We start from the raw sequence: 23,806 nt of genomic DNA, 5'->3' as shown, positions 1-23,806 counted from the left end.
GCCGGGCTTCTTTTATGGCGCTCCTTAATCAAGCGCCAAAGAGACCGCCCTATTCAGGCGGCTCAGCGAGAACCATCGCATCGTACGCAGCTTCTTCTTCGGCAAGCTGGCGCTCGGCGGCGGCAAGCTCGTTAAGTATCCACTGGCGCTCGTCCTGGTACACGGCGTTACGCAGCTCGGCGCGCAGTTCTTGGATGTGGTCGTAAGTGGTCATCGTCGGCTCCTTTGAATGAAAACAAAGGTGCGAGACCGATAAGGGAGGGCTTGGGTCAATGACCGCCGCAGGCGGCCTACGGGGCGTGGGGGAGCCGATTTCGTTGCGTAGCGGCGAAATTGGGGGAACCGCGCATCATTGACGCAAGCTCTCCCGTTCGGTTCAATTGGCTCATGTTGAGAGAGAAAATACCTCTCCGTATTCCACCCTCTTTTCTCCTACGGTCCATGACCGGCCAGCGGCGTTCCCGCCGCGCAAAAACAGCGATGCTGTCGAATAGAATGGTCGCATGAACCGTCATCACGATGGGCGGACCATTATCGCCATCACGGTCAGAAGGGAGACGAAATGAAATTGAGGGTTTTCATCATTGCAGGTGCCGTTCTGATGGGAGTTGTCCTGCTCGCGGCTTACGAAATGCAGAGGCCGGTCAAAGACAGCTCGACGCTGAGAACGAGTGAACCGCCTTCGCCCGCAAGCCCTCCGGCCCCTCCAGCTCCAAATCGCTAGGAGCAAAGCCATCGGTTCTGACAACTGAAACCGTTTTTGGTTTGCAATCCAGATGGCCACGGACCATATGTCCCGTAGCTGATGCGCGGGTATCCTCCCAGGACCGACTTCAGCTGTTCCCCTCTGGAGGTTTATAACCTTCATACCTCAAGGGCCGCGGTTCTCCGTTGGCCCTTTTTTTCTGCGTTTCGCGCGGCGTTATCCGCATTTGGCTGAAAGAACCCGTCCGGTCTGGGGATCGCTCTCGATGGTGACGCGGTCCTCCCTGAAATCATGGGTTACCATCATTCCCGGCTCGATCCGGCGAAGGCTCTTGGCCTTCGTCAGGAGTAGAACCTCTTCATCGGTGGGTTTTTGCCCAACGAGCTTCTGTGCAGCGTCGGTATTGCAAACGGCTTGCGGCGAGGGCGGCGTAGCCGTCTCGCTGCTGCAAGCCGTGAAGGTCGGCAGCAATCCGATCATCAGAAGGGGTCCGTATAATTTTGGCATGCAAGTTTCCTCCGGTATTGCAGCGTTCAATAAATGGCTTCCACCGCCGCCTACAAGGAATTGACGATCGGCATCTTCGTGTCCGTCCCATCGTAACGCGAAGAGTTTACTTCGCGCCCGACGCGATGAAACACGAGCTGGTCATCAATCTGACGATCAGCCAGCAGCGACTTGGCATCCTTCCCCTGAATGTCCGGATTGAGCCAGGCGTCATATGACGCAGGATCCAAAATCAGCGGCATTCTGGTGTGAATGTGAGCGATATGGCTAACCGCTGGCGCGGTAATGATCGTGCAGCTGGTAATGCCAAGCTTGTCGTTGTAGGCCCAGAGACCCGCGAAAGAGAAGGGCTTGCCTTCTGGCAGTTGCAACAGCCAAGGGTCTTTTTTCCCGTCTTCGGCGTTCGTCGTCCATTCAAAATAGCCATCGGCCGGAATGAGACAGCGCTTTGATTTGAACGGTTCCCGAAAAGCGCCTGAGGTATCGACCGTTTCGATGCGTGCATTGAACATCGCTGCCTTCGGGAGCTCCTTTGCAAAAAACGGCACGAGCCACCATCGTCCGTAGTTGATCTCCAACTCACCGGATTTGCTCTTATGGGTGAAATGCACGTCTTGGGTCGGCGCGATGTTGTAGCGGGGCCGCATGTTTGAAACCGGGGGGCCGGACTGGTGAATGGTGTAAAGCGCGTGGATCTCGGCCCACGTCATGATGTTCGTAAAACGCCCGCACATAGGGCCTCCCTTATCTACCGAGTTTGCATCGACAGCTCCTTGAAACTGTCAACGATGTTGAGGATGACCCTGCGCTTTGCCGGATCTGTCACTTTAGCGAATGCCGTGTTGAGCTCGATACTCTCTTCCGAAACGAGATATCGAAGAAAGTGTTGCTCTTCGGCGAACGCGGTCAGGTGCTGCAAAAAGAAGTAGCTGACTGGCGCATCCAACGCTCTCGCGAACACGACAATCTCAGCAGGGTGAACGCGGTTCTGTCCCGCTTCATATTTAACGATCTGCTGGTGAGATAAACCGGCCGCGTAACCAAGTTCACCTTGGCTAAGTCCAAGTGCTTTTCGCCGCTTTCTTATCCTTGCACCAACAAGAATATCGAAATCCGTCGCCTGCTTTGGCTTCAATATTTTGCACCCTATAGCAACACGTTTATGAATACATAGTCCTTGTTTTATATAGGATAACGCGCGGCGTGAAGGCTGAGATTTCGCGAGCCTATTCTAATGGATATCGCGGCGAGTGCAGATCTGCAGAATGCATTTCGAAAAGAGCTATGATAATCGACAGAGAGCCGACTTAGGCGAAGTTGCATGCGGAACGAGAGGGCTTAATGAGCAGAGGCAGGGCAAAGACAGACGAGCCACACCCGGTTGATATCCATGTGGGTCAGCGGGTACGGATGCGCCGGAACCAAATAGGAATGTCTCAGACAACCCTTGGGGAAGAGCTCGGAATTACATTTCAGCAAGTTCAGAAATATGAGCGGGGCTCTAACCGCATCAGCACATCAAAGCTCTATGAAATAGCAACTGCCCTCAGTGTGCCGATTACATATTTCTTTGAGGATTTGACGCCCGGCGACAAAATCGAACGCGAGCCGGTCGCGGCACTTGAACGCCACAAGGAATATCTGTCGAGCAAGGAGGGGTACAAGCTCATCGATACGATGAGTAAGCTACCGCGTTCGCTGCGTTTGAAAATCTTGTCGCTTCTCGTCGTGCTTCAGGACGGAGAGGATGAAGCGGATGATGATGGTTCCGATACCTAGTGCTTTGACGGGGAGGGTGTGACAATGGAAAGACATATCCGAAACCAGGCCATCACCGAAGCATATGAAGCCGGTGAGCCCGTTGCAGCCTTGGCGGAACGTTTCGGCCTAAAGCCCGCCTCGATTAAACAAATCCTGAGGGACTTCGAATTTTACACGCGGATCCGCGGCGAGCAAACTCTTCCCAAAGGTATCTCACTGGTGGCCGCCGTCACAATTGTGCAAGCCATCGGCATTTGGCCTGCGCCCTCTAATCTCGATGAGATTCTGGACCGACGGATTGAACTCCTGAGAGCGGCACATGGACGGCACGTAAAGATGGCGCTGGCAGAAGTAAGCGCGGCTAACGGTATTCGCGAAACACCGTAGTGAGCCATGCGCCCTGATGTCGGCGGCTCTTATTTCTTTTCCGCACTGAACAACTTACCCTTTTACGGGGAACTCAGCGCGCGTAAGAGATCACGCCCGTTTTCCCCGCGCCAATAGCTTTTCACCGTCCGGTCGAATCTCACCCTCCGGACCTACGAACCGATAGAGGGTCTGCCTGGTTACACCGAGCTCGGCGCATAGCTCGCCCACCTTGGTTTCCGGCTTCCCCATTGCCGCCTGTGCAAGCCGAAGCTTTGCGGCCGTCATCTTGAACGGTCGGCCGCCATTGCGTCCCCGTGCTCGCGCCGCCTCGAGTCCGGCCTTTGTGCGTTCGATAATCAGTGACCGTTCAAATTCGGCCAACGCAGCAAAGATTCCGAAGACGAGCCTTCCATTAGCAGTTGACGTGTCTATCGTCGCGCCTTCGCCAGCAAGAACCTTGAGACCGATGTGCCGCTTGGTGAGTTCATCGACCAAGTTAACCAGGTGACGGAGATCGCGGCCGAGTCGATCGAGTTTCCAAACAAGGAGCGTGTCTCCGGCCCTGAGGGCCTTTAGGCACGCTGTCAGTCCCGGTCGATCGTCCTTTTTACCTGAGGCAGAGTCCTCATAGATATTGTTGCTGTCCACGCCACTCGCAATGAGCGCGTCGCGCTGTAAATCGTGAACCTGTGTGCCGTCAGCTTTCGAGACACGGGCATATCCTAAAAGGGCTGTCACATAAACGCTCGTATTTGTTACAGTCAGTGATGCGGCGAGGCGAAAAAGATAACGCGTCACATAACCCGTGTTGTTTTCTACGTAATGTAAACCTATCCCGATTTAGATTTAATGACAATGTAGCTCACTGAGAGGGGAGAAAGGCGCGCTGCCCTCTCTCCCCCACAAGCACTAAACCGGTCTCCCCATGCTTCAGCCTGCGGCTTGCAGCACCGGTCTGATTTTCTACAAAAATCCGACGCGGCCCTTCGGGTGGGTGATCCCCCTCCGGTTTAGCGCTTGTCCCCCTCTCTCCAGCTGTTCCGCACGAGCTCGGGAGCAGGACCAAGTCCTGCTCTCCTTCGATTTGGGAGGTCAAACGGCTTCGGCCGGTTTAGTGGATAGGGGTGAGATGATGAAGCAGGGAATGGAAGACGGTTCGCTCTTCGAGAAGATGGAACGCCACATCGCGGCTCAGAAGGCGACGGCTAAGACGGTGAGGGAATGGGACGAAAAGCGAGCGGTCGAGCGCGTAAGCCCTGTGATTTATGCCGGGGCTTTGGCTGCTGCATCGAAGGAAGATGAGGCGGCACGACTATCGATCGTCATGCACAAGCCAGCCGACCGAAAGGAATCCGACCGCAAACTCGAATATCTAGCTGCCTATATCCTGACAACGCAGGCAGCTTTGGATCCAAAAGAGATGGAAGTGATTCAGACAGAGGCGGACAACCTGACCGTTTGAGTTGGCCGGATAGTCGCTAATATCCGCTCGCAACCCAATCGCCTGAAGCGGATTTCGAATATCCAATAACCCGATCGAGAGGTTGAGCGGACGGGGTAAACTTAATTGACGTAAGACAAGACACACCCGGCCCGGCTGGATTCTGATCGCACTCGCCAAGTCGTATAGAGATACGGTCCTCAGATCCGCGAGTTCGCATCGGATTGGATGAGTAGGCTCGGCGGTATGCCGCCAAGGCCTCTTCTTCGCTTGGGGTCTCCAAGGCCGGAGCTACCAACTCGCGCGGCAGAAGAGACGGATCAGCTTCTATGGCTGCTACAATCTCTTCATGCGTGGGTGCGCGAAGTTGCGGATCTGGCTGCGGCATCAAAACGTAAGTTGCACCGGAGCCGGCAGCGATGCCAACGCCGGTAGCGATTACGAGTAGAATGTTCTGGTTCATGGCGCTGGCCTCATAGATTGAGGTTGAACCAATGGCGTTCCTTCACGCCTTTGTCGTTCGGGATATCGAAGTAATAGGGGTCAGCCCTCATTGGCCTTGGCTGCGTGATGACAACTTGGCAGCTGTTGCCAAAGCCGTTGTCATTGTTTGAATTGAGTTCGCGGATTGTGATGCCAGCCTGCTGGTTCGCACGGTCGTTCCCGTAGAGCGTCCGGAAAGCGCCGCGGTTGCTGCACTGGTTGACTGTCTTTGTGCAAACATTTGCCTCGCCACCGCCAAAGAGGGAATCGTTGTCGCGACCAGACGATGTCCTTCCGGCTTGGAAACCGGCAGGGCAATCCTCAAAAGGCTCGTGGCCGGGTTTGCCGGCCTTAGCTTCTTCGCAGATAGGCCACGAGAAGCCGGGCTTTTTCATCGCCGAAATCAATTTCTGCATCGGTGGCACGCAGTATCCAACCCCTTGCCATGAAGGGTTCTTGGACGCTGCGCAAAGGAGGATCTGGCACCCCCAAGACGCATCTTGCGCCCTTGCGGCAGGTGTCATGGTGAACGCCGCAATACCTGCGGCAACAAAATACAGAGCTTTCATTAGCTTTCCCTCTCTCATTCGTTCACTGCGGAATTGGCCGGTGTGAGATCTTGGCTTCTATCGCGTGGGGGGCTGTTCGGTCGGAGGCCGCGTAAATGACGGCGGCGATCAACGAGAATGCTGCAAACCACAGGATTCCGACGCGGTAGAGGAGAGGGCGGTTTGGGATATCCCGGCAAACCGCCGCAAATGCAAAGAAGCCGACAAGATAGCTGTCGAAAGCGAGATGACGCTCGGCCTGGAATAAGGCTGAGGCCACGAGGAGGATCAGAGCGCAGGGGGCGTGGATCCACCACAAACGTTCGCACGGCACGATCAGGGCGAGCGAAAGGGGAATGGCAACCAATAACGCCGCCATCGGATCGATCGCGAACGATGTCGCGATATGTGCGATATCCGGCAACTATCGATCTGTCCTCTTAGGTTTGTTGCGTGCGTCAGCAAACGGCGGCGAGATTTCGCTCTTCCGCTCTGCCAAAAGGTTGAAGTCGGCCAAGGGTCGGCGCTCAAGGGTCTTATCAACCGCTTTGCGTCGCCATTCGTTCATGTCGAGCACATAGGTGCCCCACATGCCATAACGGGCAGCCATGGCATCGTGCTGATAGGAAAGGTACTGCTGGTTAGCGTAGGGCGAATCCACCCGCGCCCAACCTACGCGCAACATTTCCGTCGCCACGTCTCGGCCCTTGACCGTGCATTGAGCGAGAGGAATGCCATCATTCCCATAGCCAAGCGTCGTGCAGACCGTCACCTTGTTGCCAATGGTTCGCTTAAGCCAGGCTTTCGCAAGCGGGCCACAGGGAACCGGCATAGGCGCTTGGTTCTTCGTTCGATCCACCCACTTGGGGTTAAGAGCCCATTGCGGGAGCTCGCATGCATCGATATTCGCGAGGCGGACCTTATAGCCCCGTCCGAGAGAGCCATACCAAAGAGTGCGACCGTCCAGAACGGTTACAACGCCTTTGAAGATCGGCAACCTGACAGGCGCAGCCTCGATGGGAGGTGCAATGCGCCCCGAGTAGCGCGGGGTATAATATTGTAGATCAGCGGCCATTGTAGGTGTGGCTATCGCAGCAATGAGGACGCCGAATAATGGATTATGTTTCATTGCTCCGCCTTCCTGGCGCGCTGATTAGCTTCACGGCTGAGGGTGATCGACGGATGCTGAACGTCTTTGAACTGCCAGAGGCCAGCCTTCTTCTGCTGAGCCATCTGTTCCGCGACAGAGTAAGGGACATGATATGGAAGCCCGTCGCTCTTCAACGCAGCGAAAGCATAGCCGCTGCTGACGAGGACCTGTCCAAGATCGAGCCGCTGGCTGCCAACGGTCGCGTAACAAATGACATATGAGATGTTGTTTGCCTTGGCGACTGGCGCACAGATTGGCTGCGTGTCTTTGATATATGCGGCAAGAACGGCGAGGGACGCCTCGCCGCAATCGCGCGTATTTTTGTGAGCATCCGTGTAATTGGTACCGCGCAAGCATGACTGGATGCCATAGAGGCGGAACCGCTCTCCGTTCGAAAGCCACGTATCGCCGGTTTCGAGTGTTATGCCGTCTGGCCTCAAATCAAAATAGCCCTCCGGGGCTGCGAGAGCCCAGGAAGGCATCAATGTCGCCATGAGAAGGGCTATCCGCTTCATTGGGACTTTACCCGCGGATCGGCCCACATGCCGAAGTCGCCCTTTTTCCCGAGATCCTCGGCTTCCTGAAGATCAGGACGCTCCACGGAGCCATCAGGCTTTTTGGCGAGACGGAGAGCGCCCAGAGAGAGAAGCTGCTCCTCGAAATTATCGACCGAGTCCATGGCACCAGGGTAGTTGTAGTACCCATAGCACGTCGCATTCTGCATCGGCGCTCCCTGCTCGCTGACAAAAGCGCGGCAGAAAACGACCTTTGGGCTCTGCAACATGACCTGAAGCTGCTTAAGGGCGTAGTCATCGCACGTTCCGGCATAGTCTTCCGTCCGGTTGACCAAATCGCCCTTACACGGCTGCAGACCGTACAGATGTACTGTTGTCTTATCATCTATCTTGAAGTCGGTTCCCGAAACCGCCTTGAACCCTGAGGCTGTTGCATAGCCCTTCCGGTCAACGACATTTCCATTGCCGTCATAATACTCGACCACCAAAGCCGTTTTACCGGGGGCTGCGAGTGATTTGACGTAATCCTTGTTAATTGCCGGCGCGGCAAAAGCTTGTGTTGCCATTGCGCAACTTGCGAGTGCGGTAATGATGGTCCGTATCATTTTCTAGCCCTAACCATCTTGGTACAACGGATTCCCTTGAGAAAGGGGGTTTAACACTGGCACAAAAACTTGTAAGTCTGAGCCAAATCGGTATCATACAAGCATCAACTTAATCGGTTTTCTTCCTAATCACAACACCGTTTGGCGGACGGAGACGATGGAAAAAAGGGCTAGCATGGCAGGCTTTTCAGGCACCACCGTCCTTTTTGGGACAGCTCTCGCTACGCTGTGGTCGGCCAACTGTGCATATGCCCAAGATGCTGTAAAAAATACCAGAATAGCTAGCGCATACAATGAAACAACAACGTCTGAATCGCCGTCACTAGCTACCAACTTCGCGGAAAGATGGGCTGGGGAGCCTGTCGCAGCCAAAGAATTTGTCTTGGGCGCTGATGGCGTTGTGAAAGATGCGAACCAGCAGAAAACCACGACGGAAGCGGCCGCGTTGCCAACTACTAAAATTGGCGCAGGAAACACCCCGTATCTGGATGTTACAGGATCAGAAGCCGACTCCCAGATCACTCCTCGTGCCACCGGTTCACTTAGCCAAATTGGCGCAGCAAACGTGTTAGCTTCGCCCGTGGTGGGGGCAAAAGAGTGCGGGGCGTCTCCTATGACGCCTGACGAGATCAAAGCCTTGGTTGTAGAGACCGCGCGCCGACATCAGGTTGACGAGGCGTTTGCTGTGGCGATTACATGGGCCGAAAGCCGGTTTGATGTGGTTCGCAATTCTCCCAAAGGTGCGCGTGGCCCCATGCAGCTTATCCCTGACACCGCTACGAGGTTCGGTGTCGTTGATATCTGCGATCCTGCGCAGAACATCGAAGGCGGTATCAAGTATCTCCGCTTCCTGCTCGATGAGTTTCAAAATCCTCTGCTCGTAGCCGCCGCATACAACAGCGGCGAGAACCGGATCTACGAATATGGCGGCGTGCCGCCGTTCCAGGAAACGGTTGGATACGTAGCAAAGGTCCTCAATTTTCAGCTTGGCCTCCCGATGCCTGCGGGCAAGCGGAAGGCCGGAAATGTCGTCCGCGAGGCAGCGGCGACGAATTCGGCCCACGGTACCGGGGTAATTGCCGTGGAGAAGACCGGCAAGTTTGTCGGCGGCGTGATGCACTTCTAAGGAGAGAGTCAGATGAAAAGTGTGAAGTTGGGTCAATCCCAGGCGGTTAAGGTGATCGCGCTTCTTGGCGTGGTCGCGGCGGTACAGATCGTTGGCGCTGAACTGGCGTTTGCGCAAGGGGCAGGTGGCGGCGGTAGTGGCGCTTTCGGTCCTATCCAGACCGCCGTGCAGATGATCGTGGATTTCATCACTGGCCCATTTGGCCGGTTGTTGGCAATCATCGCCGTTATCGCCCTGGGCTTCATGGCATTTGCCGGTCGTCTGTCTTGGTTTACAGCCGGCGCGGTCGTTATTGGCATCGGGCTAGTCTTCGGCGCTCCGGCCATCGTTGATCAGATGATTTCTTCGGTGGGCGGGCAGTAAGTTGAGCGAGTTCTCGGATGAGAAGCCGGCGCTTACGCCATTGGTGATCGGTCTGACCCGATCACCTACCCTTTGGGGCGTGCCATACATGGCGGTGGTGCTGATCATCGGCGTCACCATCATCGGCTGGCTTGCGTCAAACCATCTCGCCGCACTTCTGCTCGCGCCTGTGGGCTACCTCGTCCTTTTCTCGCTTTGCACATGGGACGCGAAAATTCTCGACGTGCTTCAGGTTTCGTCACGCAAGACCCCCCGCACTCCCAATAAGCGCTTTTGGGGCACCAACTCGTACGGACCATAATCATGCTGAAAGTCGTCACAGAAGAGCTAGGATTTGGGAAGGTCGCTGGAAACGAGCGGCCTATGTCCGTTCATATTCCTTACATGCGGCATGTCTCGGACACGGTGATAGGTCTCGAGAATGGCTCGCTCGCCAGTGTCATCAAGCTCGACGGCTTGTTTTTCCAGACCGAAGACCAGGCCGAATTGAATATGCGATCAGTCGTCCAGAACACGATGATCCGCGCGCTCGGCTCAAGCCGGTTTTCCCTATGGTCAACCGTGATCCGTCGCGAGGTCGAGACCGAGATCGGTGGAACGTTTGATCAATCATTCTGCGACATCCTGAATACGCGATACATGAGTCAGCTTCGCAAGAAGCGCATGTTCACAAACGAAATCTACTTGACGATCGTCCGTTCGGGCATGCGAGGGGCGCTTGGTGTTGGCGACTCGCTCAAGCGGATTTTTACGCAGTCTAACAGGGACGCGAAAACCCAGGCCACTCGTGAAGAGGTAACGGACCTGGAGGAGCTGATCGGGAATATCGTCCGTGAACTCAGTAAATACGGAGCCCGTTCACTCGGCATAACCTATCGGAAGAAATCCGACGATACTGCAAAGATTGAGGGGCAGGAGGAAGAGACCAAGGGCGAACCGTATTCCGAGCCCTGCGAATTCTTCAATTCTATCCTCACGGGTAGCGTGTCTCGAAAGATGCGACTGCCGCGTATGGGCATTCGCAACTTCATTGGAACCTCTCGTCTCCACTTCGCCAAGCGCGCCTTTCACGCGCAAGCCGCCGTGGACGAAGATTCGCGCTATGGTGCTCTGCTGTCTATCAAGGAATACCCTCCGTTCACTGGACCCGGCATGTTAGACGGACTATTACAGGTGAACCACGAGTTCATCCTGACTCAGTCGTTTACCCTTGCCGATAAGCCGATTGCACAGGAGCGCATAACGCGCCTTCAGAGGCAAATCCGTGCTTCGGACGAAGCTGGGACGTCTGTAGAATCCGACATCAATTTTGCTCTCGACAGTATGCTGAATCAGGAAGCCGTATTTGGCTTCCACCATTTTTCGCTACTTTGCATTTCCCGGGACCTCGAAGGCTTGAGCCGCTGCGTTTCGGAACTTGGTGCATGCCTCACGGACATGAACATCAACTGGCTGCGTGAAGATCTGAATCTTGAGGCAGCGTTTTGGGCGCAGTTGCCCGGCAACCACTCCTATATTGCTAGAAAGGCGATGCTCTCCAGCTCGAACTTCTCGGGCCTGTCATCGATGCACAATTTCGCCAGTGGTCAGGCGGAACGTACGCATTGGGGCCTTCCCATCACTATCCTTGAGACGACATCGCAGACGCCCTACTGGTTCAATTTCCACCGCCGCGACATCGGGCATTTTACCGTCACAGGACCGACCGGCTCGGGTAAGACTGTCGGTTTGAGCTTCCTGCTCGCGCAGGCCATGCGAGTTTCGCCAACACCGCGCGCCGTCTTTTTTGATAAGGACCGCGGAGCCGAAATCTTCGTTCGAGCCATCGGCGGATCTTACGAGATCCTTTCACCGGGTACACCAACCGGATTCAATCCGCTTCAGTTGGAGAACACGGGACCAAACAGGGAATTTCTTCAGCGCCTTCTCAAGGCGATGCTCGGCGGACGTGATCGCCGCGACTTCACCCAGGAAGATGAAGATATCATAGAACGCGCTGTCGTCCGCCTCATGGAAGAGCCGGCCCAACAGCGAAACCTCACCAACCTTGGCAACCTGCTCATGGGCCGTGCCCGTGCTGATGCCAATGACCTCTATTCTCGCCTTCGTCCTTGGATTGAGGGCGAAAAGGCTTGGCTCTTCAACGCTCCTCACGATGTGCTGTCCTTCTCTGGCCGGACCGTGTTCGGCTTTGACATGACCAGCATTCTCGGGAACGAGGAGCTGCGGACGCCCGCCCTCATGTATCTCTACCATCGGCTTGATGAACTGCTGGATGGCAATCCGGTCATGTTCTTCATGGACGAAGGCTGGCAGTTGCTCCTGGATGAAACTTTCAGCGCGTTCATTGTCGACAAAATGAAGACCATTCGCAAGCTCAACGGCATCGTAGGCTTTGGCACTCAGTCGGCCGCCGACATTGCAAAGTCGAAGGTGTCCCACACGCTAATTGAGCAATCATCCACGAACATTCACTTCCCAAATCCGCGTGCAGACGAAGAGAGCTACATCAAGCGCTTCGGTCTCACGGTGAAGGAATACAACTTTATCAAGAATACCCCGCCGGAAAAGCGAACCTTCCTGATCAAGCACGGCAATGACTCCGTCATAGCCAGGCTCGACCTTTCGAGCATGCCCGATCTGGTCAAAGTCCTGTCCGGGCGAAAGGAGACGATCGAGGAGTGCGCTGCGCTCCGCGAGCAATACGGAGACGAGCCGGAAAACTGGTTGGCTAAATTTTGCGGATGGGAGAATGCTGAATGAGGAAAAGTCCCACTCTGGTGCTGCTTGCTACAGCCATGTCGATTGGCGCTCCAAGCGCGGCCTTTACGCAGGTTCCGATCACCGACGCCGCTCTTACAGCGGACGACGCGGTGAGGGAGAAAACCACCGACGACATCAAGGAAACAGACAAGAAACGTCATTCTGTCAGCACGAGCGTCACTTGCTCGATGTACAAGAAAGGCAAGGGAGGCGACGCGCCGTCTGCTGCGCAAGCTAATCCGGAAATCGTCGGCCTTGTAAAGCGCGTTGCCCAGGAAGAGGGCGTAGACGAAACCCTTTTTATGTCTCTTGTCTATCAAGAGAGCCGCTTTAACCCGTGCGCAAAATCACCGGTAGGCGCAACGGGTCTATCACAGCTTATGCCAGGAACCGCAAAGGACCTCGGTGTTGACCCAAACAACATTGAAGACAACCTTCGGGGCGGCGCGCGGTATCTCAAGCAACAGTTGAAGCGTTTCAACGGGAATACGAACCTGGCTTTAGCCGCTTACAATGCTGGCCCTGGGAACGTTCAGAAATACGGCGGAATACCGCCGTTTAAAGAAACCCAAGGCTATGTCGCGAGCATCACGAAACAATGGATGCCGCAGTTTGGCGGGTCGGATACCTCCAACATTCCGATGAACTATGGAGGAGGCAGCACAGCCTTCTCGGGTGCTCGTGACAGCTCGATGAACGCTATGGCGACGAGCCAGTCCATCACGGAGAGCAGTGGCAATGTCAGTTCGTGGTTGCAGCAGCTCGGGCAGATGCAGACGGGCACAATCCAAGATAGTTGGGACCAAAACTCCGGGGCGCGAAACGCGAATCTCGAAATGATGAATCAGGTCATTCGTCTTGGCGCGACAATGGCTGAACTCATGAACTCGAAGAACGCGTTGGATCTCGGTGAAAGATCCGGTTCGTCTCGCACGAGCTCGGTGAAGAAAAAAGACGAGAAAGACCCCGAAACGGTGAAGCTCTGTGACCCGGCGCTGAACGTGGAATGGAACGAGACGGAACAAGCTTGCGTCCAGAAAAGGGAACGGGCGTCCGAGATGAAACTGATGTTGAGTACACAATAAAGGAGAACTGCCATGAAAAAGACGATCGCAACGGCGTTTTCGCTGGCTCTAGCTTCGACAGCGTACGCTCAGGTCCCCACAATCGACAATGCTAACCTGAAGGTAGCTCAGGAAACATCGAAAACAACGACCGACATTTTAGATACCAACAAGGAAGTTCTTAAGACGGTCGAAGAAACACTTAAAGCCGTGACGGGTGACCGTGGAAGCGTGCAAAGCCCCATGCAGAACTTGGCTATCGGCAATGGCTTTAGTGTATCCCAGATGCCGTCCTTCGACAGCCTGATGAGTGGTGGTGTACCGAATTTCGGAAGCATGGGCGGCGATATCGGCAAAGTAGCCTCCACATTCATCAACGGGCTGCAGCTGGTGAAAAACCTTTCGGGAAAGGCCGATAGCACGTTTTCAGGCGATAAGTCGTATGAGGAAGTGATGAATACGGTCCTTGGCGTAGCGGCTCTGGTGACAGGATCAAATCAGGCAGTGCAGCAGCGTACACAATCCTTCCAGCAAGCAGGTCAGCAGATCGGCAAAGCTGAGGATATCAAGGGCTCGATCGATCAGAACACGCAGCTCCAAGTTCAATCGGGGCTGGTGCTAAACGAAATGATTGGCGTCATGAATGGTACCGTTCAGTCGCTTAACGCCCAAAATCAGCAGCGTCTTGTCGATATGTCGAACTCGAAAAAGGCGATGACCTACGGTGATTAAGGCATTCGAAACAGCTGGAAAAGTGCTTCTAATCGCGACGTTCACGGCCGGGCTTGCCGGCTGTGGAACGGCTGCGAAAGAGAAAACAGCACCCTGCAAAAGACCGGCCAACATGACATCTTTCGTTGAGGATCCGCGTCACGACTGTGGTCCGATGACGAACGTCAACGGTGATCCATCAGCCGCTCTCGCGGCCATCGACACATTAGCAACTGAATAGGGGCGTTGGGCGATGGAGGATTTCCTCGGTGGGCTTTTGGATCGGATTGAACAGACAGGCGCTAGCTTCACGCAAAGTGCCTATGGAGTGGTTGGCAGCGAAGTCGCGCCGCTTCTAACCGTGTTACTGATCGCCTACGTCGCCTACTACGGTCTTCAACTGATCATGGGGACGGCTCGGGTCAGTGTCGGCGAGGTCATCAGCCGCGTGGTCAGGATGACGCTGATCGTTGCTTTCATAAACTCATGGGGTAACTTCAACACATTCTTCTACACCTGGCTGAGCGACACGCCGGAAGATGTCGGCCGCGCGATACTAGCTGTCAGCAACACAGGCATCACGGAGCCGACGAACGGCCTGTCGATGATCTGGGAAACGGCCAATAAAGCGGCAGGGGCTTTTGCTGAGCAGGCCGGATATTTTTCCGTCCTCCCGGCCATGGTCGGTTTCCTTATCATGTTTTTTGTCGGCGTGTTTATTGCCGTCGCTCTCGCGATCCTTCTGCTCGCTAAAGTCATGATGTGGGTGCTGCTAGGAACCGCGCCGATTTTCATCGCATGTTTGTTGTTTCAATCCACCCGTAGCTACGGAATGGCGTGGTTCCAAAGTGTGCTGATGTACGCGCTTATTCCGTTGTTCGTTTACGTGGTTGCTGCGTTCCTGATCTCCGCAATGGATCCAGAGTTGACGAAGGTCACTGCCGCAGCCGACCAGCGCAGGCTTCAACTCGATGATGTCGCGGCATTCCTTCTTTTGTGTGCTGCCGGTGCCTTTGTCCTTTTCAACATACAGACGCTTGCTCAGGGAATCACGGGCGGTGTTGCGGCCGGAATCGGGCAAGTGGCGCGAACCGTCGGGGGCCTGACAGGCTTCAGTGCTCCAGCTGCACTGCTAACCGGGGCGCGTAGTGCTTCCGGCACAGCTGGCCGACTTGGAATGGAGGCCCGCGAGCGTACCCAAGCCGGCATGCGGGAAAATATTCGGAATGCAAGTGCGAGTGCGATGCAAAATCGTATCAGTAGCAACAGCGTGCCGCGCTAAGCGCAGGCTGTTCAGAGGGGTTTAAGGGCTAGACCATGGCAGATTCAAACGATGCTCTCCGGAGCTATTTTCAAGATGGCGATAAATGGGAACAGGAGATCGTAAAGAAGGCAAATCGCTCAAGGACATTTGCTTGGTTCGTTGCCATGATCATGAGCGCCATCACCCTTATGTCGCTCGGGACATTGGTGATGCTGGTTCCGCTCAAAAGTTTCGAACCTTACATCGTCGAGGTCGACAAAAACACCGGCTACATTGAGGTGAAAACCGGGCTCACGCGCTCTGCAAACCTCACTGACCAGCAGGCTGTCACTCAGGCCAATGTGGTCCGTTACATCCGATCGCGCGAGGGTTATGATCCGTTTGCGATACAGCAAAACTTCGGAATTGCCGCCCTCCTCTCGACGGCTGACGCAGCTAAGGAGCTCCAAGACGAATGGAGCGCGGCCAATCCGAACAACCCAGGCAGGCGCTTGGGCAGAAACAAGAAAATCACCGTGGACGTTAAGTCGGTCACGTTCTCGAACGCAAGCACCGCACTGGTCCGCTTCTCGACCACCGAAAGCTCTGAGAGTGATAACATCACCCGGCACTACATCTCTGTGGTCCGCTTCCGGTACACGGATACGCCGGAGCGCAACGATTGGCGCTTTGAAAATCCGCTTGGCTTCCAAGTGTATAACTACCGTCGCGATCAGGAAACGGTTACGCCGGGAGCAGCAGGATGAAAGTCAGACTATTAGTCTCTGCGGCCTTCATGGCCGTGACGATGACTCACGCCTTCGGCGCACAGCAGCCTAAACCTGGCACATTGGATTCACGTGTTACAAGTGTTGTCTACCAGCCCAATAACGTGGTGAAGGTCTCTGCGACCTATGGCATCTCAACGATGATCATTTTCGATGAAGATGAAAAGTTCGAGACGATCTCTCTGGGCGATACCGATAGCTGGCAGGTCGCACCGTCTGAGAAGGGCAACATCCTATTCGTAAAACCTATTGCGAAAGGTGTTTCTACGAACATGAATGTCGTGACATCCAAGCGGATCTACTTCTTGGAGCTGAATGACTACGCGCCGACAGACGAACGGAAGGTTTTCGGTATCCGTTTCGTATATCCCGAGAAGGATTTGAACGCATCTCTGCGGAAAGAGGCAGAGTTTCGAGCAGCAAACCCGAATATCAGCAATATCGACAAGGCAAACGTCAACATCGACTACTCATTCTCGGGTGACTCCGCTTTGAAGCCGTCGATGGTCTTCGACGATGGGAAGAAGACGTTCTTCAAGTTCAAAGGCCGCGTACCTGCTATTTTTGCGGTCCAATCTGACTTCTCTGAAACCCTTCGGAATTTCAGAAAGGAAGGCGAATATATTGTCGTTGATGGTACGGCGACGCAATACACGCTGCGAGACGGCAACCAATGGACCTGCATTTTCAATCTTCGCAAGCCCGATTTTGCGGCCCCTGACCCCGACATCATGGCCCCGAAACCTGATCCGGACGCGAGCAAGCGCAGAAGGAGCGGCAACTAATGAAGCGCAGCCCCGAACTTGAAGCTATGGCGCAGGCTGACGAAACGGATGTCAGCAACAAGAACGCGAAACGAAACCAAACGGCAGGCATGGCCGCTCTGGTGATTTTTGGTGTTATCGCTGCATACATGGTCCTTTCGACCTCGAAAGATGAGCCGCGGGACAATTCCCAGTCGGATGAGGAGTTTCGCACCACGACGTTCCGGCCACCTGGCTACGTGCGCGATGGGGAGCCGCAACCCGCTCCGGAACAGCCAGTCGTGGTCCTACCGCCCCCTCCGCCTCCTCCTCCGCCGCCCGAACCGCCAGCTGATACGACAACGTTCAACGTGCCGCCGCCACCAGTTGCCCCGCCTCCCACTGTTGAGGTGCCTAAAGTGGAGGAGTTTCCCGAGCGCTTCCGGTCAAAGCTGATCACTATGGACCAGAATCTGGGGGGCAACGCGAACGGTTCGCTGGACGGGTCGGCCAGCGGCCCGCCGTTGACGGTTGCCGGCGAGGATAAGAATAGCCAGTACCTCTCGTCCGCTAGCGCGATCGGCGATCGTAGCGCCAAGGCCAGACAGCTGAAACGCCTCGACGCTTTAGTGCCAGAGGGCACGCTTATTCCAGGCATTCTGGAAACAGCGATCGTGAGTGATTTGCCCGGGCAAATCCGCGCTATTACGTCTCAGGATGTCTACTCGTTCGACGGACGGCGCGTGATCATCCCTACAGGCACCCGCCTGATCGGTGAATACCAGTCGGAGGTTACGCGTGGACAGAAGCGTATTTTCGTCGTCTGGACACGCCTGATCCGTGACGATGGCGCCAGCGTGAGGCTGAACTCGATCGGAGCCGATAGCCTTGGTCGATCAGGATTGACGGGTCACGTTGATAACAAGTTCCGGGAGCGCTTCGGCGCGTCCATCCTTCTTTCGATCGTTGGTGGCGGCGCAAGCTACCTGACGGGATATGGAAGCGAACAGAGTTCAGGTTCCAACAATGACGATGCGCAGCGTGGGGCGGATCTCGCTCGCGAGACTATCGCACAGACGTTTAGCGACATGGCAAACACCGTGCTTTCGGAAAATCTCCGTATCCCACCGACGATCAGCGTCCCCCAGGGCGAACGCATCTTCATCTTCGTGCGCCAAGACCTCGATTTCAGCGACATGTACGACGATCCAGTTACAGAAGCGATGAAGGAGATCAAACGTGAACGCACCGGCAGGTAATTCACTGGTTCATGATCCCCACTATTTCCTGACCCGTTCATTGGAGCCCATCAGGCCGTTTCTTGACGACCCAAAGGTTGTCGAAATCGCGATAAACAAGCCGGGCCACGTTTACGTGGAACGGTTTGGCGCAGATCATATGGAGCATCATCGTATCGATGTTCTGACCGCGCAAGAGATTGAGAACATCGGAGAACGCGTCGCCGCCTCAACAAAGCAGTTCTTGAACCAGGCCAATCCAATCCTGAGCGCGGCGTTGCCGACTGGTGAGCGCATTCAGGTCGTCTTACCCCCCGCAGCTCCTGACGGAGGATCCATTACGATCCGAAAGCAGGTCGTCCAGAATTTCTCCCTCGAAGACTACAGGGATAACGGATCGCTGGATAAGGTGTCGGTTGCCGTGGGGGGATTGAGCGACGTCGATCGCGAGCTCATTCGATATCTCCGCGAAGAAAAGATCTACGACTTCATCCATACTGCAATCACGAAGCGGGTTTCGATCCTTATCAGTGGCGGCACGTCCTCGGGCAAAACGACATTCTTAAATGCCTGCCTCAACTCAGTTGACCTGAACGAGCGCATCTTGACGCTCGAAGACACGCGGGAGCTTTTTCCGCCACAGAAAAACGCAGTCCACTTGGTTGCTTCCAAAGGTGGGCAAGGCACGTCCAATGTGACCATTCAAAACCTGCTCGAGTCGGCACTGCGCATGCGTCCTGACCGCCTTTTCGTGGGCGAGATCAGAGGCGCTGAAGCATTCTCTTTCCTGCGCGCCATCAACACCGGTCATCCGGGTAGCATGTCCACAGTTCATGCAGACACCCCTATGGGGGCATATGAGCAACTTGCCATGATGATGCAACAATCTGGAATGTCGGCGGGCTACTCGAAGCAGGACTTGATGTCCTACATTCAAATGGTGATTCCGATCGTCATCCAGCTCCGCCGCGAAGGGGGAAAGCGCGGCGTCTCGGAGATCTTCTTTGCAAGAGATGAAGCATGACGAAAGGCTTCAAAGCCGTCTATCTAGCGTTTTGCCTCGCGGTTGCCTTTGCGGCTTGGATGCTTGGATATGGCGCTGGCCTTCACCTGTTTTACGGCGACGGCAGAATCCTCGATACGACGATAAGAAGCAATCCTTTCGCGCCAATCCAACAGTTCTGGGCTTACAGCGATAATCCTACCCTGCAGAAGGTCGCCCTGGGGTCGCTGGTGCCTGCCTTCGTGATCGCCGCAATTACTGCCTATCTCGGCCTTAGACCAGTCACGAGCCCATTAGGGGACGCCGCATTTCAGGACATCGCGGGTTTGCGGACGGGGAAATGGTTCGGCAAGAAGGGGCATATTTTCGGTCGCTTTGGAGGCAAGGTCCTCCGGGCGCAGGACGATCGCCATCACCTGATCATCGGGCCGACAAGGTCCGGTAAAGGTGCCGGTTACGTTATTCCGAACGCTCTCATGCATGAAGGCTCGATGATTGTTACCGACTTAAAGGGAGAGGTCTTCAAGGCGACGGCCGGCTATCGGAAGAAGAATGGTAGCCAGGTTTTCATTTTTGCACCGGGCTCTGAGCGCACGAACAGCTATAATCCTCTCGATTTTGTGCGACCGGAACGGGGCAATCGAACAACCGACATTCAGAACATTGCCAGCATTCTTGTTCCGGAGAACACGGAGTCTGAGAATTCGGTATGGCAGGCCACCGCGCAGCAGGTCCTCGCCGGCGCGATAAGCTACATTCTCGAAAGCCCCTTCTACCGGGACCGCCGCAATCTCGGCGAAATCAACTCCTTCTTCAACAGCGGCGTAGACCTCCAGGCCTTGATGAAGCACATCAAGGAGAAAGAGCCCTACCTCTCGAAATTTACCGTCGAGAGTTTCAACTCATATCTTTCCCTGTCTGATCGAGCCGCTGCATCAGCCCTTCTTGATATCCAGAAGGCTATGCGACCTTTCAAGAACGAACGGGTTGTTGCCGCAACAAACTTCACGGACATGGACCTTCGATCCATGAAGCGGCGGCCCATTACAATCTATCTCGCTCCGAACATCACCGACATCACGCTTCTCAGACCCTTACTGACCCTGTTTGTCCAACAGGTCATGGATATTCTCACGCTTGAGCACGATCCAAATTCCCTTCCCGTCTATTTCCTTCTCGATGAATTTCGCCAGCTGAAACGCATGGACGAGATCATGACGAAGCTGCCTTACGTGGCCGGTTATAAGATCAAGCTCGCATTCATTATCCAGGATCTGAAAAACCTAGATGAGATATATGGAGAGACCTCGCGGCACTCACTCTTGGGGAATTGCGGCTACCAGTTGATCCTTGGAGCAAATGATCAGGCGACGGCCGACTATGCGTCACGAGCTCTCGGCAAGAGGACCATTCGCTACTCGTCGGAGTCTCGAACAATTGAAATCATGGGACTTCCACGGCGGACGAAGGTCGAGCAAATTCGTGAGCGGGACCTCATGATGTCTCAGGAAGTCCGGCAAATGCCGGAAAACAGAATGATCCTGTTGGTAGAGGGCCAGCGTCCAATTTTTGCTGAAAAGCTTCGGTTCTTTAATACCCAGCCGTTCAAGGCAGCTGAGGCCTATGCCCAGGCTCACATCCCAAGTGTCCCGGATATCGAGTACCTTCCATCGAAGCCGGTCCCGGCGACGACTGCAGAATATGAGAATGCTGGAAACACAGCGCCGGTAGCTGAGCCTTCGGCTGCAGTCCAAACAAACATGCCGGAAGCCGGCCCCGCTCAAAAAGAGCCGGAAAAGCAGATTCCTGCAAAGGAGGCGCCGGAGCCAGCGGAGGCAATAGTGCGTATTCCGATGAAGCCGGCCATCGATTCCGATTTGAAGCCGGCCAGTCATTCCGATTTCATTCCGGCCGGGGTTCCGATTTGAAGGCGGCCATTTGTCGGACTGATCCTGGGTCTGTTGGATGTTTGGATCGGGTTTTGTTTCAGGTCAAGCGTGCGGTTTTTCAGGCGCTATCGACGAGCGCTGTTTTCGCATGCTTTCACCGGTGAGATCGATGCGATAGGCATTGTGAACGAGGCGATCCAGGATGGCATCGGCGAGCGTGGGGTTTGCTATTATTTCCCACCAGCGATCCAGGGGCACCTGACTGGTGACGATCGTCGATCGGCGCTCGTAGCGGTCTTCGATGATCTCGAGGAGATCGCGCCGCTGATCATCGTTGAGCTTTTCCGGTCCCCAATCATCAAGGATAAGCAGATCGGTCTTGGCCAGCGATTTGAGGATCCGGCCATATCGCCCATCGCCTCGTGCAAGGGCAAGTGTTGCGAATAGCCGAGGAACCCGGTGGTAGGCGACGGAGAAATCTTCGCGGCATGCTTTATGGCCGAGTGCACAGGCAAGCCAGCTCTTGCCGACGCCGGCCGGCCCTGTGACGAGAAGGCTGTGGTGCCTGCGGATCCAATCGCAGCCAGCAAGCGTCATGAACAGATTGCGGTCGAGACCGCGTGCGGCACGAAAGTCGGCATTCTCGATCTGCGCATCGTGGCGAAGTTTGGCAGCCCTGGCGCGGGCTTCGAAGCGCTTCTGGCGGCGCATGGTGGCCTCTCGTTCGAGTAGGATGGCAAGCCATTCTCCATGCTCGAGGCCGCGCGCTTCGGATTGTGCGTCGAGCTCCTGGAAGGCTGTGGCCATGCCATTGAGGCCGAGTTCACGCAGCATGTTGATGGTGGGATTGGTCAGCATTGGTATGTCTCCTCAATGAAAGTAATCAGGGCCACGCAGATTGGCATGGTCGACAATGGCGGTTGGTTCGGTGGAATGGCGCGCCGCCTTGTGGTTGGCCAGCAGCGAGGCGATGCTCTTGCAGTTCAGGCCACCGATCTCGACGGCGCGTGCTGATACGGCTTCGGCCCGATTGCGTTCGATGTCGCGAAACAGGCGAAGCACACCCAGGCATGTTCGAAAGCCCTGTTCGGGGTGCGGACGGCTAGCAAGAATTGCGATCACCAGGCCCTCTGTCTGTGGCCCGATGGATGCGGCCCAGCGCCGAAAGCGATCTGGTGTCCACTCAGCGTATCGCCGGTGGGAACTGGGCATGTGATCTGGGTCGGTTCCATGGCGAGGACCACCATACCGACGCTGATGCACGGCGATGCGCTTGCCGCGGTGGAAGATCTCGATGGTGCGTGCCGTTGCCCTCAGGTCGACCTGCTGGCGAATGAGGGCATGGGGGACGGAATAAAAGAAGCTTTTGAACTCGACGTGATAATCGGTCGAGACACGGACCAGACGCCATTCGGCGAATTCGTAGTCTTCACCCGGAAGACTGGCGAGCGCAGCACGTTCGACACTTTCAAATACTTGCCGCCGGGTAACACCCAATCGACGCATGAGGTGATCGTTGATGCGATCGAGTGCCTGGCCAATAGCGGCATTGGCCTCAGCCAGCGAGAAGAAAGTCAGCTTGCGCAACCGCCCCAGGATGCAGGTCTGAGCAAAACGGACTCCGTTCTCAACTTTCGATTTGTCCCGCGGTTTCTTCGGCCGTGCCGGGAGAACTCCGACGCCATAGTGGGAGGCCATCATGCCGTAACTGCGGTTGATCTCGGGATCGTAGAAGCTGGCGTGGTTGACGCCCGACTTCAGATTGTCGGGAACGATCAGCCGGGGAACGCCTCCAAAAAAATGAAACATCCGGACATGCGAGCCGATCCAGTCAGGGAGCGTTTGCGTCCAGGTCGCCTCAGCATAGGTGAAGCTCGATGCACCGAGCACCGCCACAAAGATCTCTGCCTCGCGGATCTCTCCGGTCTTGCGATCAACGATCGGGATCTTCTTGCCGGAATAGTCGACGAACACCTTGTCGCCAGCAGCATGCTCCTGGCGCATCGTCGGTGAAAGCCGCTGTTGAAACCCACGCAGGAGTTCACAAAAGCGGCTATAGCCGTAACCGTCGGGGTGCGACCCACGATACTCCTCCCACAGGATGAGCATGGTAACGCCCGGCTTCTTGAGCTCGATGGCAAGATCGGCCCAATTGGGCTCGACCCGTCGTCTCGTGCCGTGTTTGATGCCATTACGAGTGAACAGTTTGCTCTCGAGCGCATCGTCGGTGAGATCCAAAGGCAAGGGCCAGTTTAACCCAACCGCTGCCGCGCGCTGCAGATTATCCTGCACCGTGCTACGCGCAATTCCCAATACGACGGCAATCTCACGCGAGCTGGTTCCGCTTGCCGCAAGCCGCAGCATTTGTCGCAAATGTCTCATGGTCAGCCTTCTCTTTGCCGGCATCAAAATCCCCTCGTTCATCACGAGGTATCGATGCCAAAAGTTGCTGACCCAGGAGGTAATCTTCAGTGCCGAAAACTGGCCGGTCTTTGATTGGAACGGTGGCCGGCTTCAAATCGGAATGGTGGCCGGTCTTTGATCGGAATGCCGGCCGGCTTCACGTCGGAATCCGCAGGCAATAGCGCCAGCTGCCACTCCAGCGAAGCGTACCGTCAATCCAGCCGCATTGGCCTCGAAAGCCAAAGCCACGCCCGCAGCCCGACCTAAAGCCCCACGGAAGCGCAATAGCGCGGCGTCAGATGACATCGCACGGCGAGAGGAAATTGAAGCGCTGCACGCCCTTGCAGCACAAAAGCTTCGTGAACAGGTCGAGAAAACCAGCGTCGG

28 protein-coding genes are annotated in these 23,806 nt (G+C 55.5%); 16 read left to right on the top strand and 12 right to left on the bottom strand.

Going from position 1 to position 23,806, the window contains the following annotated elements; genetic code table 11:
* Nucleotides 1-49: 49 nt before the first annotated feature.
* From I8E17_RS34865 to I8E17_RS34850, 4 genes are all read right to left on the bottom strand, one after another.
* Nucleotides 50-214 (bottom strand): hypothetical protein, encoded by a 165-nt coding sequence (locus tag I8E17_RS34865; RefSeq protein WP_174048325.1) that lies wholly within the window; start codon nt 212-214, stop codon nt 50-52.
* 708 nt (nt 215-922) lie between these two features.
* Nucleotides 923-1,213: an I78 family peptidase inhibitor gene (locus I8E17_RS34860; RefSeq protein ID WP_219511956.1), complete on the bottom strand. Its 291-nt coding sequence runs from the start codon at nt 1,211-1,213 to the stop codon at nt 923-925.
* A gap of 50 nt (nt 1,214-1,263) precedes the next feature.
* Nucleotides 1,264-1,947, bottom strand: a complete 684-nt coding sequence (locus tag I8E17_RS34855) for an SOS response-associated peptidase (RefSeq protein ID WP_219511958.1) — start codon at nt 1,945-1,947, stop codon at nt 1,264-1,266.
* Between the two features lie 14 nt (nt 1,948-1,961).
* A complete protein-coding gene (locus I8E17_RS34850) occupies nt 1,962-2,348 on the bottom strand; it encodes a helix-turn-helix domain-containing protein (RefSeq protein WP_219511960.1) in 387 nt (128 codons plus the stop codon).
* Between the two features lie 296 nt (nt 2,349-2,644).
* Here I8E17_RS34850 and I8E17_RS34845 point away from each other — a divergent pair, with 296 nt between their 5' ends.
* Complete coding sequence (locus I8E17_RS34845; RefSeq protein ID WP_229002351.1) at nt 2,645-2,992, top strand: helix-turn-helix transcriptional regulator; 348 nt, start codon at nt 2,645-2,647, stop codon at nt 2,990-2,992.
* Nucleotides 2,993-3,016: 24 nt separating this feature from the next.
* Nucleotides 3,017-3,361 (top strand): hypothetical protein, encoded by a 345-nt coding sequence (locus I8E17_RS34840; RefSeq protein WP_219511965.1) that lies wholly within the window; start codon nt 3,017-3,019, stop codon nt 3,359-3,361.
* Between the two features lie 90 nt (nt 3,362-3,451).
* Here I8E17_RS34840 and I8E17_RS34835 read toward each other — a convergent pair whose 3' ends face one another.
* Nucleotides 3,452-4,081, bottom strand: a complete 630-nt coding sequence (locus I8E17_RS34835; RefSeq protein WP_174048328.1) for a recombinase family protein — start codon at nt 4,079-4,081, stop codon at nt 3,452-3,454.
* Nucleotides 4,082-4,472: 391 nt separating this feature from the next.
* Between I8E17_RS34835 and I8E17_RS34830 the strand changes: the two genes are divergently transcribed.
* Nucleotides 4,473-4,805 (top strand): hypothetical protein, encoded by a 333-nt coding sequence (locus I8E17_RS34830; protein ID WP_219511967.1) that lies wholly within the window; start codon nt 4,473-4,475, stop codon nt 4,803-4,805.
* Nucleotides 4,806-5,257: 452 nt separating this feature from the next.
* On the opposite strand, the gene I8E17_RS34825 is transcribed toward I8E17_RS34830, so the two are convergent.
* From I8E17_RS34825 to I8E17_RS34805, 5 genes are read right to left on the bottom strand one after another with little or no spacing between them, the layout of a single operon-like run.
* Nucleotides 5,258-5,836, bottom strand: coding sequence for a hypothetical protein (locus tag I8E17_RS34825; RefSeq protein WP_219511969.1), 579 nt, complete (start codon nt 5,834-5,836; stop codon nt 5,258-5,260).
* A 22-nt stretch (nt 5,837-5,858) separates the two neighbouring features.
* Nucleotides 5,859-6,239: a hypothetical protein gene (locus tag I8E17_RS34820; RefSeq protein WP_219511971.1), complete on the bottom strand. Its 381-nt coding sequence runs from the start codon at nt 6,237-6,239 to the stop codon at nt 5,859-5,861.
* Entirely contained in the window at nt 6,240-6,944 is a 705-nt protein-coding gene (locus tag I8E17_RS34815; RefSeq protein WP_219511974.1) for a thermonuclease family protein, read from the bottom strand.
* Complete coding sequence (locus I8E17_RS34810) at nt 6,941-7,480, bottom strand: thermonuclease family protein (protein ID WP_219511975.1); 540 nt, start codon at nt 7,478-7,480, stop codon at nt 6,941-6,943. Before I8E17_RS34810 ends, I8E17_RS34815 begins: the two co-directional genes overlap by 4 nt.
* Nucleotides 7,477-8,085, bottom strand: coding sequence for a hypothetical protein (locus tag I8E17_RS34805; protein ID WP_174048335.1), 609 nt, complete (start codon nt 8,083-8,085; stop codon nt 7,477-7,479). The genes I8E17_RS34810 and I8E17_RS34805 overlap by 4 nt, the downstream gene beginning before the upstream one ends.
* A 175-nt stretch (nt 8,086-8,260) precedes the next feature.
* Between I8E17_RS34805 and I8E17_RS34800 the strand changes: the two genes are divergently transcribed.
* The 13 genes from I8E17_RS34800 to I8E17_RS34740 are packed head-to-tail and all read left to right on the top strand — an operon-like array spanning nt 8,261 to nt 21,055.
* Nucleotides 8,261-9,211, top strand: a complete 951-nt coding sequence (locus I8E17_RS34800) for a lytic transglycosylase domain-containing protein (RefSeq protein ID WP_229002350.1) — start codon at nt 8,261-8,263, stop codon at nt 9,209-9,211.
* Between the two features lie 12 nt (nt 9,212-9,223).
* A complete protein-coding gene (locus I8E17_RS34795; protein ID WP_132665707.1) occupies nt 9,224-9,574 on the top strand; it encodes a TrbC/VirB2 family protein in 351 nt (116 codons plus the stop codon).
* Nucleotide 9,575: 1 nt separating this feature from the next.
* Nucleotides 9,576-9,875 (top strand): VirB3 family type IV secretion system protein, encoded by a 300-nt coding sequence (locus tag I8E17_RS34790; protein WP_174048337.1) that lies wholly within the window; start codon nt 9,576-9,578, stop codon nt 9,873-9,875.
* A gap of 2 nt (nt 9,876-9,877) precedes the next feature.
* Nucleotides 9,878-12,337, top strand: a complete 2,460-nt coding sequence (locus I8E17_RS34785; RefSeq protein WP_219511980.1) for a VirB4 family type IV secretion/conjugal transfer ATPase — start codon at nt 9,878-9,880, stop codon at nt 12,335-12,337.
* Nucleotides 12,334-13,422 carry a lytic transglycosylase domain-containing protein gene (locus I8E17_RS34780; RefSeq protein ID WP_219511894.1) on the top strand — a complete coding sequence of 363 codons (1,089 nt, stop codon included), beginning with the start codon at nt 12,334-12,336 and terminating at the stop codon, nt 13,420-13,422. Before I8E17_RS34785 ends, I8E17_RS34780 begins: the two co-directional genes overlap by 4 nt.
* Before the next feature lie 12 nt (nt 13,423-13,434).
* Nucleotides 13,435-14,133, top strand: coding sequence for a type IV secretion system protein (locus I8E17_RS34775; RefSeq protein ID WP_132665710.1), 699 nt, complete (start codon nt 13,435-13,437; stop codon nt 14,131-14,133).
* Complete coding sequence (locus tag I8E17_RS34770) at nt 14,126-14,353, top strand: hypothetical protein (protein ID WP_229002349.1); 228 nt, start codon at nt 14,126-14,128, stop codon at nt 14,351-14,353. The genes I8E17_RS34775 and I8E17_RS34770 overlap by 8 nt, the downstream gene beginning before the upstream one ends.
* 12 nt (nt 14,354-14,365) lie before the next feature.
* Nucleotides 14,366-15,394: a type IV secretion system protein gene (locus I8E17_RS34765; protein WP_219511896.1), complete on the top strand. Its 1,029-nt coding sequence runs from the start codon at nt 14,366-14,368 to the stop codon at nt 15,392-15,394.
* 35 nt (nt 15,395-15,429) lie between these two features.
* Nucleotides 15,430-16,122 (top strand): type IV secretion system protein, encoded by a 693-nt coding sequence (locus tag I8E17_RS34760; RefSeq protein ID WP_174048341.1) that lies wholly within the window; start codon nt 15,430-15,432, stop codon nt 16,120-16,122.
* A complete protein-coding gene (locus I8E17_RS34755) occupies nt 16,119-16,928 on the top strand; it encodes a TrbG/VirB9 family P-type conjugative transfer protein (protein ID WP_174048342.1) in 810 nt (269 codons plus the stop codon). The genes I8E17_RS34760 and I8E17_RS34755 overlap by 4 nt, the downstream gene beginning before the upstream one ends.
* The gene (gene virB10, locus I8E17_RS34750) at nt 16,928-18,145 is read left to right on the top strand and encodes a type IV secretion system protein VirB10 (protein WP_219511898.1); all 1,218 of its coding nucleotides are present in this window, start codon (nt 16,928-16,930) and stop codon (nt 18,143-18,145) included. Before I8E17_RS34755 ends, virB10 begins: the two co-directional genes overlap by 1 nt.
* A complete protein-coding gene (gene virB11 / locus I8E17_RS34745; RefSeq protein ID WP_219511901.1) occupies nt 18,126-19,148 on the top strand; it encodes a P-type DNA transfer ATPase VirB11 in 1,023 nt (340 codons plus the stop codon). The genes virB10 and virB11 overlap by 20 nt, the downstream gene beginning before the upstream one ends.
* On the top strand, nt 19,145-21,055 hold the full coding sequence (locus I8E17_RS34740) for a type IV secretory system conjugative DNA transfer family protein (protein ID WP_229002348.1): 1,911 nt from the start codon (nt 19,145-19,147) through the stop codon (nt 21,053-21,055). The genes virB11 and I8E17_RS34740 overlap by 4 nt, the downstream gene beginning before the upstream one ends.
* A 63-nt stretch (nt 21,056-21,118) precedes the next feature.
* Here the strand turns inward: I8E17_RS34740 and istB are convergent, their stop codons facing one another.
* Together istB and istA are read right to left on the bottom strand one after the other, a co-directional pair.
* Complete coding sequence (istB, locus tag I8E17_RS34735) at nt 21,119-21,874, bottom strand: IS21-like element helper ATPase IstB (protein WP_112722455.1); 756 nt, start codon at nt 21,872-21,874, stop codon at nt 21,119-21,121.
* Nucleotides 21,875-21,886: 12 nt separating this feature from the next.
* Nucleotides 21,887-23,422, bottom strand: coding sequence for an IS21 family transposase (gene istA / locus I8E17_RS34730; RefSeq protein WP_112722466.1), 1,536 nt, complete (start codon nt 23,420-23,422; stop codon nt 21,887-21,889).
* Nucleotides 23,423-23,806: the final 384 nt, after the last annotated feature.

The organism is Rhizobium sp. AB2/73 (genome assembly GCF_020871915.1).
Taxonomy (GTDB): domain Bacteria; phylum Pseudomonadota; class Alphaproteobacteria; order Rhizobiales; family Rhizobiaceae; genus Rhizobium; species Rhizobium dioscoreae.
The sequence above is the reverse complement of the archived record's forward strand: the minus strand, read 5'-3'. Positions and strand labels throughout refer to the sequence as shown.

What these genes read in the sequence shown, in the direction of transcription:
- I8E17_RS34865 (WP_174048325.1), bottom strand. Translation starts at nt 214, where the DNA reads ATGACCACTTACGACCACATCCAAGAACTGCGCGCCGAGCTGCGTAAC.
- I8E17_RS34860 (WP_219511956.1), bottom strand. Translation starts at nt 1,213, where the DNA reads ATGCCAAAATTATACGGACCCCTTCTGATGATCGGATTGCTGCCGACC.
- I8E17_RS34855 (WP_219511958.1), bottom strand. Translation starts at nt 1,947, where the DNA reads ATGTGCGGGCGTTTTACGAACATCATGACGTGGGCCGAGATCCACGCG.
- I8E17_RS34845 (WP_229002351.1), top strand. Translation starts at nt 2,645, where the DNA reads ATGTCTCAGACAACCCTTGGGGAAGAGCTCGGAATTACATTTCAGCAA.
- I8E17_RS34840 (WP_219511965.1), top strand. Translation starts at nt 3,017, where the DNA reads ATGGAAAGACATATCCGAAACCAGGCCATCACCGAAGCATATGAAGCC.
- I8E17_RS34830 (WP_219511967.1), top strand. Translation starts at nt 4,473, where the DNA reads ATGATGAAGCAGGGAATGGAAGACGGTTCGCTCTTCGAGAAGATGGAA.
- I8E17_RS34825 (WP_219511969.1), bottom strand. Translation starts at nt 5,836, where the DNA reads ATGAAAGCTCTGTATTTTGTTGCCGCAGGTATTGCGGCGTTCACCATG.
- I8E17_RS34815 (WP_219511974.1), bottom strand. Translation starts at nt 6,944, where the DNA reads ATGAAACATAATCCATTATTCGGCGTCCTCATTGCTGCGATAGCCACA.
- I8E17_RS34810 (WP_219511975.1), bottom strand. Translation starts at nt 7,480, where the DNA reads ATGAAGCGGATAGCCCTTCTCATGGCGACATTGATGCCTTCCTGGGCT.
- I8E17_RS34805 (WP_174048335.1), bottom strand. Translation starts at nt 8,085, where the DNA reads ATGATACGGACCATCATTACCGCACTCGCAAGTTGCGCAATGGCAACA.
- I8E17_RS34800 (WP_229002350.1), top strand. Translation starts at nt 8,261, where the DNA reads ATGGCAGGCTTTTCAGGCACCACCGTCCTTTTTGGGACAGCTCTCGCT.
- I8E17_RS34795 (WP_132665707.1), top strand. Translation starts at nt 9,224, where the DNA reads ATGAAAAGTGTGAAGTTGGGTCAATCCCAGGCGGTTAAGGTGATCGCG.
- I8E17_RS34785 (WP_219511980.1), top strand. Translation starts at nt 9,878, where the DNA reads ATGCTGAAAGTCGTCACAGAAGAGCTAGGATTTGGGAAGGTCGCTGGA.
- I8E17_RS34780 (WP_219511894.1), top strand. Translation starts at nt 12,334, where the DNA reads ATGAGGAAAAGTCCCACTCTGGTGCTGCTTGCTACAGCCATGTCGATT.
- I8E17_RS34775 (WP_132665710.1), top strand. Translation starts at nt 13,435, where the DNA reads ATGAAAAAGACGATCGCAACGGCGTTTTCGCTGGCTCTAGCTTCGACA.
- I8E17_RS34765 (WP_219511896.1), top strand. Translation starts at nt 14,366, where the DNA reads ATGGAGGATTTCCTCGGTGGGCTTTTGGATCGGATTGAACAGACAGGC.
- I8E17_RS34760 (WP_174048341.1), top strand. Translation starts at nt 15,430, where the DNA reads ATGGCAGATTCAAACGATGCTCTCCGGAGCTATTTTCAAGATGGCGAT.
- I8E17_RS34755 (WP_174048342.1), top strand. Translation starts at nt 16,119, where the DNA reads ATGAAAGTCAGACTATTAGTCTCTGCGGCCTTCATGGCCGTGACGATG.
- virB10 (WP_219511898.1), top strand. Translation starts at nt 16,928, where the DNA reads ATGAAGCGCAGCCCCGAACTTGAAGCTATGGCGCAGGCTGACGAAACG.
- I8E17_RS34740 (WP_229002348.1), top strand. Translation starts at nt 19,145, where the DNA reads ATGACGAAAGGCTTCAAAGCCGTCTATCTAGCGTTTTGCCTCGCGGTT.
- istB (WP_112722455.1), bottom strand. Translation starts at nt 21,874, where the DNA reads ATGCTGACCAATCCCACCATCAACATGCTGCGTGAACTCGGCCTCAAT.
- istA (WP_112722466.1), bottom strand. Translation starts at nt 23,422, where the DNA reads ATGCCGGCAAAGAGAAGGCTGACCATGAGACATTTGCGACAAATGCTG.